The sequence below is a fragment of the Mycobacterium sp. NGS19 genome, from assembly GCF_059813155.1.
Window position 1 is genome coordinate 237265 of the sequence record NZ_JCALEB010000006.1, and the last position, 15384, is coordinate 252648.

6 protein-coding genes are annotated in these 15384 nt (G+C 67.8%); 4 read left to right on the forward strand and 2 right to left on the reverse strand.

Features of this window, described 5'->3' with window-relative positions:
* Positions 1 to 11 precede the first annotated feature (11 nt).
* On the reverse strand, positions 12 to 4535 hold the full coding sequence (locus AC5Y4N_RS18405; protein ID WP_499908703.1) for an amino acid adenylation domain-containing protein: 4524 nt from the start codon (positions 4533 to 4535) through the stop codon (positions 12 to 14).
* Positions 4532 to 9508 (reverse strand): amino acid adenylation domain-containing protein, encoded by a 4977-nt coding sequence (locus tag AC5Y4N_RS18410; protein ID WP_499908466.1) that lies wholly within the window; start codon positions 9506 to 9508, stop codon positions 4532 to 4534. Before AC5Y4N_RS18410 ends, AC5Y4N_RS18405 begins: the two co-directional genes overlap by 4 nt.
* Positions 9509 to 9603: 95 nt before the next feature.
* Between AC5Y4N_RS18410 and AC5Y4N_RS18415 the strand changes: the two genes are divergently transcribed.
* From AC5Y4N_RS18415 to nbtC, 4 genes are all read left to right on the forward strand, one after another.
* Complete coding sequence (locus tag AC5Y4N_RS18415; RefSeq protein ID WP_499908468.1) at positions 9604 to 10200, forward strand: GNAT family N-acetyltransferase; 597 nt, start codon at positions 9604 to 9606, stop codon at positions 10198 to 10200.
* A 98-nt stretch (positions 10201 to 10298) separates the two neighbouring features.
* On the forward strand, positions 10299 to 11054 hold the full coding sequence (locus AC5Y4N_RS18420; RefSeq protein WP_499908470.1) for a thioesterase II family protein: 756 nt from the start codon (positions 10299 to 10301) through the stop codon (positions 11052 to 11054).
* A complete protein-coding gene (locus AC5Y4N_RS18425) occupies positions 11051 to 12373 on the forward strand; it encodes a beta-ketoacyl [acyl carrier protein] synthase domain-containing protein (protein WP_499908472.1) in 1323 nt (440 codons plus the stop codon). The genes AC5Y4N_RS18420 and AC5Y4N_RS18425 overlap by 4 nt, the downstream gene beginning before the upstream one ends.
* Positions 12318 to 15383 carry a nocobactin polyketide synthase NbtC gene (nbtC, locus tag AC5Y4N_RS18430; RefSeq protein WP_499908474.1) on the forward strand — a complete coding sequence of 1022 codons (3066 nt, stop codon included), beginning with the start codon at positions 12318 to 12320 and terminating at the stop codon, positions 15381 to 15383. The genes AC5Y4N_RS18425 and nbtC overlap by 56 nt, the downstream gene beginning before the upstream one ends.
* The last annotated feature ends 1 nt before the right edge of the window (position 15384 follow it).

Here is a 15384-nt window from a genome sequence, read left to right on the forward strand (position 1 = left end):
TCCGCTCCTTCCTATTGCGCGACGCCGGCGGCCAGGGCGGCGACGCTGCATTGCCACAACTCGGTGAGGCGGTCGACGTCGTAGCGTGTGAACAGTGCATCGCTGTAGCGCCAGTTCGTGATCAGTTGCGGGCCTTGGGCAGTCGCACCGATGAATGCGCTGAGGTGCAGCGCGAAGCGCAGCGGCAAATCGGGCTCCGGGTCGATCGGCAGAGCGTCGACGTACGGCCCGGTGACCAGCGACCAGGGCTGATCTGAGGACCCGGCGAAGTCGAGCCGTCCCAAGTAGCTGAATTGGATCTGCGGTTCCGCTGCGCCTTGCAGGTCGGGGATGCAGTCGACATAGCGAAGCAGCCCGTAGTCGAGCCCGTCGTTCGGGAGGGCGTCGAGCTGGCCGGTCACCGTGGCGAGCAGCCGACGGGCGGTGTGCGGATTCGCTTGCGCCTCCAGCGCATCCGCCGCTGCAGCACCGGCGCCCAGCCGCACAGGAAACACGGTCGTGAACCAACCGACGGTGTTGGTGGTGTCGGCGTCCACGACAGCGTCGGCGCGGCCGTGGCTTTCCAGCGCGACGAGTGCGCCCGCCGCCGGGTCCTGGCCGCGTTGGCGCCGCCAACCCGCAACCGTCATTGCCGTTGCCGTCAACAGGAATTCGCGCATGCCGTCGGCTTTGGCCGCCAGGATGCGTTCGGTCAGAACTGCCGACGTGACCACCGGGGTCACGCGCAGCGTGGACCAGGTGTCGCGGGTGGGGTCGGGGTGGCGCGCGCCGAGCGCCGGATCGGGGCCGTGGACCTGTGCCGCCCAGAAATCGCGCTGAGCGGCCACGTCGGGGTCGGTGGCTCGCTGCCACATGAGCTGCGACCACCTGCGATACGAAGTGAACTCTGGCAGCATCTTCGGCGTCTCACCGGACACCACGGCGCGCCACGCCTGGCTCAGATCGCTCAAGATGATGTGCCAGGAGACGACGTCGACCGTGAGGTGGTGTGCGGTCAGCAGTAACATCGGCTCGGTGCCCGCGCCTTTGCACCACAGCGCGCGCACCATTTCTCCGGTCCGCGGGTCGATCTCGTCCATGACATTGCGGGCGCATTGCCCGATCGCCGAAGACCATTGCCCGTTGTCGGCGCCGGTCAGCTGCACCTCGGTCAGCAAACCGGCGGCGCGAACGACGCCGGGTTCGCGCGTCACCAGGCGCGGCCCTTTTTCGGTGTCGACGAGAATCGACCGCAGGGTGTCGTGTCCGTCGATGAGCGTCTGCAGTATCGACTCGATCGTGGGACGGTCGATGTCGTTCGGCAGTCGGATCAACACAGCGTGGGTGAAGCGGCGGTAATTGCCGTACTCGAAGAGCCACGACACCATCGGCAGCGGCGGCACTTCCCCGTATTCGGCGTGTGGGTCGGCGGTGGCGGCGCCGGCTCCGTCGTCGATTGCGGCAGCCAGCTGGCGAATCGTGGGATGCGTCAATACCATTCGCGGCGTGACAGCGTGGCCGTGCCGGCGGGCCTGGTTCACCAGTGAGATCGCCACGATGCTGTCGACGCCGAGCGTGAAGAAGTCGTCGTCGATGTGTGGGACCACGCCGTTGAACAGTTCGGCGAACACCTGAGCCAATGACCGCTCCGTCTCGGTGCTCGCCGACGCTGCGTTCACATCCTCATGCCGCGACAACGCCTCGTGCGCCAGCCGGTCCAGCTCGTGGCCGTCGAGTTTGCCGTTGGCGTTCACCGGCAGGCGGGGCACCGTCACGATCCGGCCGGGCACCATGTAGGAGGGCAGCCGCTGCGCGAGCGCGGTGCGCACCCGTGCCGGCTCCGCTGCTGTATTGCCTTGCCAGACAACGAAAGCGACCAGACCTGCACCGCCTGCCCGGCGCACCACGGCAACCGCAGCATCGTCGACTCCCGGCTGGCTGCGCAGCGCGGTCACGACCTCGTCGAGCTCCACCCGGTAGCCGCGGATCTTGACCTGCGTATCCCGGCGCCCGACGTAGGCGTATCCGCCGTGCGGCAGCCGACGAACCAGATCCCCCGTGCGATACATGCGGTGGCCCGGGCGCAGCGGGTCGGCGACGAAGTGTGCGGCGGTTGCCGCCGCGTTGCCGACGTAGCCGCGGGTCACCTGGGCGCCGGACAGATACAGTTCGCCGACGGCGCCATGGGGCACTGCTCGCAGCATCGAGTCCAGCACGTACGCCGCCGTTGAGGCGTTGGGCGTGCCGATGGTCGGTGCCGGGTACTGCTTGACCGCCGCGACCACCGCTTCGACGGTCACCTCGGTAGGCCCGTAGCAGTTGTAGACCGCGGTATCGGGCAGGGCGCACAACCGCTCCCACATGGCCGTGTCGATCGCTTCGCCGCCCAACGCCAGCACCGCGAGCGTCCGCCGTGTCAGGCCAGCGGCGCTGAGCTGCGCATACATCGACGGGGTGGTGTCGATCATGTCGACTGCGTGGGTGCTGATTTTCGCGACCAGCCGGTGGGCGTCGCGCATCTCGTCGGCGTCGAAGAGGACAAGTTCATGTCCGTCGAGCAGGCCCACCATCGGCTGCCAGGACGCGTCGAAGCTCAGCGACCATGCGTGCGCTATGCGCAGCGTTCGGCCCAGGCGGGCGCGCGCGGGCCGGTAGACGCGGTCGCGGTGATCGGCGAAGTAGCTCAGCAGCGCGGCGTGAGTACCGGCCACACCTTTGGGTTCACCGGTTGAGCCCGACGTGAAGATCACGTACGCGCACTGCCCGGGATGACGACGAACTTCGGGCGCTGCGGCAGCGCGCCCCGAAATACGTTCGGCCACATCGGTGTCATCCAGCACCAATGTCGGTACGAGGCCTCCCGTCAGGTCCGCGCACTGCGACTCCGTCACTGCCAGCACCGCGGCGGACTGGCGCAGAATCGTCTCGACCCGGGGAGCCGGCAGGGTCACGTCCACCGGCACATACGCCGCGCCGGCGGCGAGTACCGCAAAAATCGTGACGATCGATCGCGCGGAGCGCGGAAGGGCCACCGCCACCACGCTTTCCGAGCCGACGCCGAGCTCGGCCAACTCCGCGGCGAGCCGGCACGCGCTATCGAACAGCTGGGCATAGGTGTAGCGCTCACCGCTGGTCGTCGTCAGCGCCAGGGCGCCGGGAGTGTTGCGGACTTGCCGCTCGAACATCTCCCACACTGTGCGGTCGCGAGCGGGATGCGTTGCCGGTGGCCGTAGTTCGGCCTTCTCGGCCGCAGTGAGAACATCCAACGCGTCGGGGCTGCCGTCGCCGGAGCCGGGAAGCTGGCGCAGCACGCCGAGCAGCCGCGCACCGATGTCGGCCGCCGAAAGGTGCGGCAGCGCCTCCGGAATCGCTTCGACGAGCACCAGCAGTGCGTCACCGCTCATATGCGATACCACCGTCAACGGGTAGTGCGTGAGGCTCTCCATCTGGACCGGTCGGAATCGCACGCCGTCTGGTGTGGTCGCCGGGCGGACCGCGTCGGAGATCGGCGCGTTCTCGAAGACGAACAGCGTGTCGAACAACGCGCCCTGGCCGAACTCACGCTGGATCTCGGCGAGGCTCAGGTAGCCGATGTCCCGCATCGCCGACAGCTCGCGTTGCAATCGTGCACACTGTTGCACCACCGACCCGCTGCGGTCGACGTGGTGGACGACGGGCACGGCGTTGATGAAAAGCCCGACCATCGATTCCACCCCGGGCAGCTGCTCGGGACGGCCGGACACCACGGTGCCGAAAACGACGTCGCGGCGGTCGGCAAGCCGGCCGAGCACCACAGCCCACGCGAAAAGTACCGCGGTGTTGAGCGTGAGCCCATGACGCGTTGCCCACTCGCGCAGCAGTGCCGTGTCGTCGGGCGGCAGCACAAACTCGGTCTTCTGCGGCACGCGGCCTGCGGCGGGAACCGCACCGTCGGCGAGCATCAGTGGTGCGGACACTCCGCTCAGATAGTCGATCCACTTGCGGATCGCCGCCGACGTGTCCTGCTCGGTGAGCCAGACGATGTAGTCACGGTAGGGCCGCGGCTCCGGTAGCCCGTCTGCGGATCCGCCCGCTCGATAGACCGCGAGCAGCTCGGTGAAGAACACCGCCAGCGCCCAGCCGTCCATGAGGATGTGGTGGGCGGTGAAGATCAACCGGCGCTGCGCGCCGCCCGGGGCGCTGAGCAGGACGGCTCGCAGCGCCGGACCGCGGCTCAGGTCGAATGGGCGCCGCCGCTCGGAGCGGGCGATTGCGTCGAATTCTGTTGGCAGAGCGCTACGTTCGGTCCATGGTAGCTGCGCCCGGCTGGGGATGATCTGCACCGGTTTCGGCACATCGCGGTCCCAGAACGCGGCACGCAGATTCGGGTGACGCGCCAGCATGGCCTGGGCGCTTCGCCGAAGCAGGTCAACGTCAAGCGGCCCGTCGATGTCGATCTCGAACTGCATCGTGTAGAGGTCGAGACTGTCCTGCGCCAGGCGGTACAGCGCAAACAGCCCTTGCTGCAGAGGACTGAGCGCCAGCACGTCCTCGATCTGCGGCGACGCCACGGTCACGATTGCCGCTGCCACGCGTCGGTGAGCTCCGCCAGTGCATCGGCGCTCAACCCCGATGCGCTCATCGGAACGTAATCACGTTGTGGCGCTGCTTCTTTGGTCGCTGCCGGTGCTACCGGTATGTCGCTGGCGGCGTCCACTGCTGCGGCCAACTCGGCTACCGTCATGTGCTCGAACACCATGGCCGGAGTCATGCTCAGTCCCTCGGCGCTGGCCCGGGCCGCCCATTGGACGCAGATGACGCTGTCGCCGCCGAGCGCGAAGAAATTGTCGTCGGGGTCGACGTCGGTGATGTCGAGCAGCTCTTCCAGCAACCGGGTCAACGTTCGCTCCGTTGCGGCCGACCCCCGCGCCGGCGGTTGCAGCGGGCCGCTGACCGGCGGTGCCGGCGGCGCCAGCAGCCTTTCCATCTCCGCCGCGGGCAGTACCTCCACGGCGGATACCGGCAGATCGGGTCGTATCGCGAAGGCGTCGAGGACGGTGCGGAAGGCGTCGCCGATCAGTGCAACGGTGTGCGGTTCGTAGAGATCGGCATTGCCGACCACCCACACGTCCAGCCCGCCGTCCGCTGTCGCGTTCAGTCCCACGTTGAGGTCCAGATACGAGACGTCCAGCTGCATCGGAAGCGAGACGACGGTGGTTTCGCCGGTGCCGGTCAAGTCGCGCGGCTGCAGCGCCCAGTCGTCTCCGCGATAGTTGATCATGGTCTGGAACAAGGGGTTTCGCGATCGTGACCGGGCCGGGTTGAGTGCCTCCACCACGCGTTCGATGGGCACTTCCTGGTGGCCGAACGCATCGAGTACAGCCTCGCGGCTGCGGCCGACGAGTGCGCGAAGGGTCGGATCGCCGGACACGTCGTTGCGCAGCACCACCATGTTCGCGAAGAGGCCGACCAGGTTCGCCGTCTCTGGGTCGACCCGGGCGGCCACCGGGGTGCCGACCGGGATGTCCGGTCCGCCGCCGAGTTTGTGCAGCAGCACCGCCAGAGCCGCCTGGTGGACCATGAATTCCGTGGCGCCTTCGCGTTCGGCGAGCCCCGTGAGTGCCGCCCGGCGGCTCGCCGGCAGCGCGAAGTGGACCACCTCGCCTCGTGTGCCCAGCATTCGCGGGCGGGAACGGTCAGGCGCCACCGAGATTTCCTCGGGCAACCCGGCCAGCTGTTGACGCCAGTGCGCCAGCTGCGCCTGTCCCCACGCGCTCGGGCCATCGAACTGATCGCGCTGCCACAGGCAGTAGTCGGCGTACTGGATGGCAAGTGGTTTCCACTGCGGTGCCGTGGCATTCCGGCGCGCGCGGTACGCGACGACGAGGTCGTCGAAGACGATGCCGAGTGAGACGTGGTCGGCGACGATGTGGTGTACGAGCAGGTACAGCACATGGTCTTCGGGCGCGACCGTCAACAGTGTCGGCAGGATCAGCGGGCCGGACTCGGGCCTGAGAACCTGGCGACGAAGCTGTGCGATCGCTTGGTCGACTGTCGCCGCGCCGACGTGCCGGACCGCCAGATCCACCTCACGTGCCGGATGCACGATTTGGTAGGGAACACCGTCGTGCTCGTTGATGTTCGTGCGCAACGCCTCATGTCGCGCCACCACATCATTGAGTGCGCCGGCCAGAGCGGCGGTGTCCAGCGGCCCGTCGAAGCGAAGCGTCAACGCCATGTTGAACGCGTCGCTGGGGCCCTCCATGCGGTACTGGAACCACATCGCCAGCTGGGAGTGGGACAACGGAAGTCGCTGCGGGCGAACACGTTTCGCCATAGTGGGCCGTGCTGTCTTCTGCTCGCAGCTGCTCGACTGCCCGGCGAGCACGGCCGCCAGCCCCGCGGGTGTCGGAGTGTCGAACACGGCGCGCACCGTCAACTCCGCTTCGAACTCGGCACGGATCTGGGCGACCAGCCGCGCGGCCAGCAGGGAATGCCCTCCGAGTTCGAAGAACGAGTCGTCGGCGCCGACACGCTCGCAGCCGAACAGCTTGGCGAAGATCGCGCACAATCGGCGCTCGGCCGCCGTCGCCGGCTCGCGATAACGGCCGCGCGCGACGGGAGTGGGTGTCGGCAGCGCCCGCTTGTCCACCTTGCCGCTCACGGTCAGCGGTACCTCCGGGATGACTGCGAAAGCGCTGGGCACCATGTAGTCCGGCAGCGACTCGGCCGCGTGGGCACGAAGCTCTTCCAAATCGGGAGCAATGCCGTCGACGGGCACGACGTAGGCGACCAGCGTCGGTCCGATCTCGGTGTCCTGGGCGACGACGACGCAGCGTCTGACCGCCGGATGGGCCGCGATCGCAGATTCGGCCTCCCCCAGCTCGACGCGAAACCCGCGGATCTTGACCTGCTCGTCGGCGCGGCCGACGAACTCGAGTTCACCAGACAGGTTGCGTCGCACCAGGTCTCCGGATCGGTATAACCGCATGCCCGAGCTGAACGGGTCGGCGACGAATCGCTGTGCGGTCAACCCCGGCCGCCCGAGATAGCCGCGGGCGAGCTGGTGGCCGCCCAGATACAGTTCGCCGACCACCCCCGCCGGCACCAACGCCAAGTCCTCGTCCAGCACGTAGGCGTAGACGTTGCGGTTGGGTACACCGATGGGCACCACACGTGTTCCGTACGACGCCGTCACCGGCATGTGCGTCGAGCAGACCACGGCTTCGGTGGGGCCGTAGTGGTTACGCAACTGGGCGTCGAAGAAGTCTGGGAACTTGTCCGCGACTTCACCCGGTAAGGCCTCTCCCCCCACCGGGATCAGTCGCAGCTGTCGCCATTCGTCGGCCTGCGGCATCTCCAGCAGCGTGGCGAGCATCGACGGCACCATGTGCAGCACTGTGACGCCGCGGCGCCTGATCAGATCGGCGACATAACCGACGTCGCCGAACGCGTCGGGCTTCGGCACGATCAGCGCAGCGCCAAGCGACAACGTGACGAAGATGTCCAGCAGCGACGCGTCGAAACTCACCGACGACGACTGCAGCAACCGATCGTCGGCGGTCATGCTCCACTCCGCGATGAAGCTGTCCACGTGTTCGGCGATCGCGTCGTGTGCGACTGCGACACCCTTGGGCAGGCCGGTGGATCCGGATGTGTAGATGACGTACGCCAGGTGCTGCGGCAGCAACGGGCGAACACGCTCGGTGTCGGTCACCGCATCATCGGGCAGAAGCGTGGCGGCTGCCTCGGCGTCCCGGTACTCCGGCGGTCCCAGCACAAGCCTCGGCTGCGCGTCGGCGAGTAGGTAGGCGACGCGGTCGGGCGGGTAGGCCGGATCGATCGGCAGATACGCCGCGCCGGCCTTCACGACGGCGAGCACTGCGACGACGAACTCCACCGACGTGGTCATGCGCAAGCCGACGATGTCCTCGGCGCCGATTCCACCGCGAATCAGCCAGCGCGCCAGCCGATTCGCGCGCTCGTGTAGCTGCCGATAGGTCAGCTCCTCGTGCTCCGACACCACGGCTAGCGCATCAGGCCTCGCCGCCGCGGCCGCTTCCAGCAGAGCGACCATCGTGGTGGCGGGGGTGGGCACCAGCTCCCCGTGCGACTGCTCGAGCACGCGGGCCGACTCGTCGGCACTCAACATCGCCACGCCGCCGAGGCGACGTCGCGGTTCGTCGAGTGCGTTGTGGAGCAGCTGGGCGTAGTGCGACAGCATCTGCTCCACGACTGTGCCGTCCACGGCGTCGACCTGGTAGTCGAACTCGACCGCAACACCATTGGCGCTTGACACAACCGCCAACTCCAGCGGCAGCTGCGCGGTTGCTGCGCCCAGCTCCAGGTGCTGGACCGCGACACCGTCGAGGTGCATGTCGTAAGCACTTGTGCGCGTGCTGAATCCGAGCCGGACGAGCTGCTCCATGCCGTCGCGGCCCGTTGTCCTGGCCGGGTTCACTTCTCGTATTACGCGGTCGATGCCGACAGACTGGTGGGCGAACGCACCGAGACAGGTTTCGCGGACGGCCTCGACCACCGAACCGAAGGTGTCATCCGGGCGCATCGAGATCCGCAGCAGCACCGTGTTGCCGAAATATCCCAGGGCGCGCTCAGCAGCCGCCGGCCGCTCGGTGACCGGAACCGACACCAGGAACTCGAGCGCGCCGGTGTAGCGGCGGACCAACGCCGCGAAACCTGCGAGCAGCACCATGAACGGCGAGGCGTGCCGGTCACGGCCGAAGGTTTCCACGCGGCGGTACAGGCCGGCGGGCAGCGGCCGGCTTCGGCGTTCGGCGCGCTTGGTGAAAGGTGTTGCGGCACCGCCCGGAAGAATCAACGGTTCCGGCAGCGGCTGCAGCGTGCTACGCCAGTAGTCGACGTCGGCCTCGGTGGGCGGTGCGGGCGGTGCCAGCACAGCGGCCGCAATGTACTGCGGGCCATGGCCGCCCGCGTGGCTGCCGTTGTAGGCGGCGCTCAGATCACCGAAGAAGACCGCCCAGCATTCGTCGTCCCAGCAGATGTGATGCACCACGAACAACAGGACGAACTGGTCAGCGCCGGTGCGCAGCAGCGTCACCCGCAGGGGCAGCTCGTTGCTCAGGTCGAATGGTCTGCCGCACTCCTGGTGGGCCAGGACTTCGAGCGGCGCCGGCTCGGCATCGTCGGCATCGCCGACCAAATCGACTGTCTGCCATGGTATTTCGACGTCACTGCGCACCACTTGGTACGGCTCGCCGTCGGCGTCGACACCGTAGGTGCTGCGCAAAACGGTGTGGCGGGACAGCACCTCGTCGAAAGCGCGGCGCAGCCGGACTTCGTCGAGGGCGCCCGTCAGCCGGAACGCGACCCCGATGTTCAGCGTGGCGTCGGACGGGTCCATGCTCTGCAGAAACCACATCCGCCGCTGGCCGGCGGAAAGCCGGTAGGGCTGGCCCACCCGGACGTGTTGCTGCTCAGTCGATCTCGGAGCGGCTAGGCCACTTTCGGCGATGCGCCGGCGTAGTAGCTCGCGGCGGCGGTCGTGCACACTCTGGGCGTCCTCTGCCATGGCCCGTCGCTGTCTCCTGAGATTGTGTGCGTGATCCGTCACCACCTAGGTTCTTAGCATAGGCTAGGCTAACTAGCCAAGGCGAGGGAGACCTGATGACGAACGGGCCGCAGGCAAGCGCATCGGTGGGTGCAGCGGACGTGTCGAAGTGGCGCACCGTTCTCGAGCACGAAGCGTTCCCCAAAGTGTTCGCGTTGCACCCACTTGATCCACAGTGCGACCTCGACCTCGTCCACGGGTGGATGAACGACCCGGACGTCGCCCGGTTCTGGAAGATGGCGTGGCCGCGCGACCGGATCGCCGATTATCTGCGCCGCCAGTGCCGCAGCAGACATTCCACCCCGTATGTCGGTGTGCTCGGTGGCGTTCCGATGAGCTACTGGGAGCTTTACCGCGCCGATCTGGACACGCTGGCCCAGCACTATGCCGCCCGTGCGCACGACGCCGGAGTGCACTTGCTGGTGGGTCCGGCGCAGTGGCGGGGCCGCGGACTGGCGGCGGCTCTGCTGCGCGCGGTCTCCGGCTGGCAGCTGCAGGCCGACCCGCACGCCACCCGCGTAGTTGCGGAGCCTGACGTCGACAACGAGCGGTCAGTGCGGGCGTTCGAGCGCGCAGGCTTTCACCGCTCAGGCGTGCTGGAGCTGCCGAACAAGCGGGCCGTGCTCATGGTTCGTGACCGCGGTCGGGGCTGACGGAGACTCCCGCTATCGCGTCCGGGTTATGTTAGCCTTCGCTAAGTTTAGGCCCTTCGCGCTGAATTCGACACGGCGATCGAGAGAGGCGGTGCTGCATGCGCGCATTGGGTTGGATTCGCCAATTCCACCGACCCCCAACACCCGAATGGCCCCCGCTGCTTGTCTTTCCACACGCCGGCGCCGGGGCATCGGCCTACCGCACGTTCTCGAAAGCACTCAGCGCGACGTTCGACGTCCTCGTTTTCCAGTACCCGGGGCGGCAGGACAGAGCAGCCGAGCCGCCGCTGGTGTCGCTGCCCGAGCTCGCTGCGGGCGCTTTCGACGAGTTCCAGACGTCGCCGCACAACCGCAACGTCCCGCTCCTTACGTTTGGCCACAGCATGGGTGCGTTGGTCGCGTTCGAGTTCGTCCGGATCGCGGAGGCACGCGGCATCGAGGTGCGCCAGCTCGTCGCGTCCGCCGCAGTCGCTCCGTGCTACGCCGCCGCAAAACCGCCTCACCCGACCGAGGACGAGGCGATCCTCAACCATCTCGGCGCGCTGGAGGGCACCGATGCAGGAGTGTTCGCCAACCGCGACGTGATGCGGCTGGCGCTGCCCGTGATCAAAGCCGACTACCAGGCGTTCGACGCGTATTCCTGCGCCGACGACGTCAAGGTCGCCGCGCCTGTCCACGCACTCGGCGGTGACCAGGACCCGATCGTGACGCTGCGCGATCTCCACGGATGGGCGAAGCACACCGACAACCTGGCGGTCACCATGTTCGACGGCGGCCACTTCTACTGGAACCACCACCTCGACGCAGTCGCAGAGCTGCTGGCGACGGGTGTACCGTGCGGACAGACGGCATGACCAAGTCGACCGGCGACGACGATCCGATCGTCATCTCGGGAATGGCCGTCGAGGCACCCGGCGGAATCGACACCCCGGCCGCATTGTGGACCGCGCTCAGCGAGGGGAAAGAACTGATCGGACCCTTCCCGCGCGACCGCGGCTGGCCGATCGACGACCTGTTGTCGCTGTCGCGACGGGAAGGTTGGGGCGCAGTGTGCGACGCGGGCGGATTCCTGGACCGCGCAACCACTTTCGATCCGGCCTTCTTCGGCATCACCCATCGCGAAGCCACCGTCATGCAACCGCAGCAACGGGTTGCGATCAGGGTGGCGTGGCAGGCCCTGGAGAATGCGGGCGAAAACCCGGGTGCCCTGGAGGGTTCCGACGGCGGGTGTTTCGTCGGCCTGTCGCCAATGGAATACGGTCCGCGCGCCACCACCCCTGACGACTACAGCGGACACCGGATCGCCAGTCTCGGACAGCTCGGGGCAGCAGGCCGCATTTCACACTGTCTTGGCTTGCACGGCCCGTCGATTGCGGTCGACACCGCGTGCGCGTCGTCGCTGACGGCGCTGCACCTGGCTGCCTCGGCGGTGCGGGCCGGCGAATGCGAATGGGCCCTTGCCGGGGGCACCTGCGTCATGGGATCGCCCGCCGCCTTCTACGAATTCGCCAGGCTCAATGCGCTTTCCGACGACGGGCACTGCCGCGCGTACTCCGATGACGCCAGCGGGACCGTGTGGGGCGAAGGTGCGGGCATGGTGCTCGTCGAACGGGAATCGCGCGCGCGGCAACTCGGTCACCGCGTCTACGGGCGAATCCTCGCTGTGCGCACCAACCACAACGGCAAGGGCAAGCCGATCCTGGTGCCCAGGGTGGGCGCGCAGGCGCAGCTGATCCGCAAGACGATCGACGCGGCCGGCATCGATCCGTCCGACGTCGCAATGATCGAAGGACACGGCACCGCAACGCTCGCCGGTGATCCGGTGGAGCTGATCGCGATGTTCCAGACGTACGGGGCAGCGGGGTCGCAGGCGTTGATCGGCTCGGTCAAGTCCAACGCCGGACATGCCCAGGCCGCATCGGGAATCCTCGGACTGATCAAGCTTCTGCTCGCCGGACAGCACGGCTACATTCCGCCGACTCTGTTCGCGGACAACCCGACCCAAAAGGTCGACTGGGACCTGACCGGCCTGCGCCTCGCCGCCAAACTTCACCCCTGGGAACCGAGAGATGGCGTGCGCTACGGCGCGGTTTCGTCCTTCGGCGCGGGCGGTGCCAATGCCCACGCGATCATCGCGATGCCTGCCGACGCACAAGGTGGCGCGGGTGCATAGCTACCGGCTTCCCGACGGCACGGTTCCCGTCCTCGTCTCAGGCGACAGTCCCGCTCTCGTGCACGCCGATGCCGCGGGACTGCTCTCCTATGTGAGTGACCACCCCGACGTCTCGCCAGAAGCAGTCGCCGGCATGGTTTTTCGGAGCCGAACGGGCCGCCGGTACCGGGCCCTGGCGATGGTGCGCGACCGCGCTGGCATGATCACCGCCCTGCGGGCGATCGCCGACGGACACAGACACCACACGGTGCTACGCGCCGACCGGCCGGCAACGGCGCGCCGGTTCGCCTTCGTCTATCCCGGACAAGGTGCGCAGCGGCCCGGAATGGGACGGCTGTTCTACGACACCGTGCCCGCGTTCCGTGCGGAAGCCGACCGCTGCGCCGCAGAGTTCGCCCGACAGTTCGGCGAGTCACCACTGGAATACCTACTCGGAGACCAGGTTTCCGAGGGCGACTCCGCCTCGGCCGTCCAACCCGCGCTGTTCACCCAGATGGCTGCGCTGGCGGCCATGTGGCGCTCCTTCGGCATCACCCCGGATGTCAGTGTGGGACACAGCCAAGGAGAGATTGCGGGCGCCTATGTCGCCGGCGCGATTACGTTGGCCGACGCCGTGCTCGTCGTCGGTACGCGCGCACGTGCCGCAGACGAGTTCGTCTCCACCGGGTACGCGATGGCGGTGGTGGCCGCGGATCGCGACACATGCGAAGACGCTCTCGCCCGCGAACCTGGCTGGGCGCAGTTGTCAGTAGTCAACTCCCCTGGCCTGCACGCTATTTCAGGCGAGCGCGGCACCGTCACCGCGATCGTCGACGCCTTCGCCGAGCGGGGCACGTTCGCGCGGGTCATTCCGGTCAACTATCCAGCGCACACGGCGCTGATCCACGAGATCGGCGACAAAGTCCGCGCGGCCACCCGGGGCCGGCTGCGAAACGCGGCGTTCCTCCCGACCGGCATCGAATGCCTCGGTGCCACCCTCGGCGGCCCCATCGGTGGCGGTCTGCCGGTCGAGCAGTACTGGTTTTTGAACCTGCGCAATACCGTTCGGTTCGACAAAGCAATCGCTGCCGCGCTCGCACGCGGCGTCGATACATTCGTCGAACTGGCCGAACACCCCACGCTGCAGGTGGCGATCCGCGAGAACGTCGCGGCGTCGCCCGAGGCGGACAAGGCCGTCGTGGTGGGTACGTCCGAACGCACGGCCACCGATCTAGGAGAGTTCAGCCGCATTCTGGCCTCACTGGCAATACAGGACCTCGACTATCGGTGGGAGAGCCTGCGCACCGGGGGCCACGGCGGCGTGCGACTGCCGCTGCGGGACTTCCCGAACTCCCCGATGAACGAGACACGGCTCTGGCTTCCCTACGAGGCTGCTCCGGCTCGCCCGGCACAGCCGGCCCGAGACTCTCATGAGGTGGGCGCGCGTCCGCGGCTGCTCGTCGAGACCTGGGTGCGGCTTTCTCACCGGTCCCTGGCGCCCCCTCGCGCCATCGGAATCGTCGACCACACCGGAGCATGCAATGACCTTGCGGCGGCGCTCTGTACCGCCGCGCCCGACACCGGCGCCACAGCCCGCATGCTCGGCGAAAATGCCGGCGCAGCAGCCGATCTCGACACCGTGGTGGTGCTGCTGCCACCGTCCCCGCCGCTCGACGTCGATGCGGCCGCCGCCGAAGTCGCGGCCTTCTTCGCCGACCGGCCGTGGTGGCCCCGCCTGACCGACAGCATCACCGAATGCTGGCTGGTCACTGTCGGGGGCGAGGCCGTGGTCGACGACGACCCGCCACCCGATCTGGTGCACGCCGCGGCCAGCGCAGGTTTCCGCAGCATCGGCGCCGAACATCCCCGCGTCCGATTCCGCCATCTCGATCTTTCGGCGAAACCGGAACGTGCCCACGCCATCCTCACGGCGCTGCACACCCGCGACGAGTCGGAGCTGGCACTGCGCGGCGGCGGGCTCTACGCCAAGCGGCTGGTCGAGGGCGACACCTCATTCAGCCAGCCCTACACCCCGGAGCATGTGCTGATCCTCGGCGGCACCGGCAATCTTGGCCTGGAGTTCTGCAACCACTTCGCACACGGGGGCGCACACCGGATCACGCTGGTGAGCAGATCGGGCGGCAACGCCGAGGTCGCGGCGCGGCTGGCGCAGATCCGTTCCGCGACCACGTCGGACATCCAGGTGGTCAAGTGCGACGTCGGCGATCACACAGCAGTGGCCGAACTGTCCGACGCGTATCGCAACACACCGGCAGACCTGATAATCCATGCCGCGCTCGACTATTCGCACCTGGAACTGGCTGACGTGACCGCGGCGAATGTGGACAAGTCGATGCGCGCCAAAGTGCTCGGCATCTGGCGTGTCCTCGGAGCATTTCCCCGCACCGACGACTGCCGGATCGTGTTGTGCTCGTCGATGGCGGCGAATGTCGGCGGCCGGGGCCAGGTGGTGTACGCAGCAACCAATCGGATGCTCGATGCGCTGGCACGTCGGTTACGCGCCGACGGCGCCGACTGCGTGTCGGTGGAATGGGGCCCGTGGACCGTGCATTTCGACCTCGACGCGACGAGTAAGGCGAGACTGGCGGCTACCGGCGTGCTGCCGATGGCGCCCGCCGACGCGCTGGCGCTGGGTATGTGCGGGCTGCGCGGCAACGCGCTCGTCGCGGCGTTCGACCTCGACACCGCGCGGCCGGTGCTCGACGCCTACGGCTATGGGCCGTTGCTCTCACAGCTGGCGTCGCCGGTCGTCGAGTCCGCGCCGCCGGCGCCCGCAGCGGACGTTCCCCACCGGTTCGTGGAACTGCTTGCCGACGTCATCGGTGTCGAGGGCCCCGATGCGATCGACACCTCGGTACCGATGGTGGCGATCGGCCTGGACTCGTTGCAGGCGTTGGAGTTTCACCGCCGTGTCAAGAACGAGTTCGACTACGAGCTGCCGGTCGCGGATTTGCTCGGCGGGGCCTCCACCGCCGACGTGCTCGCTGCGCTGACAGCGCGTGTGCCGTGAC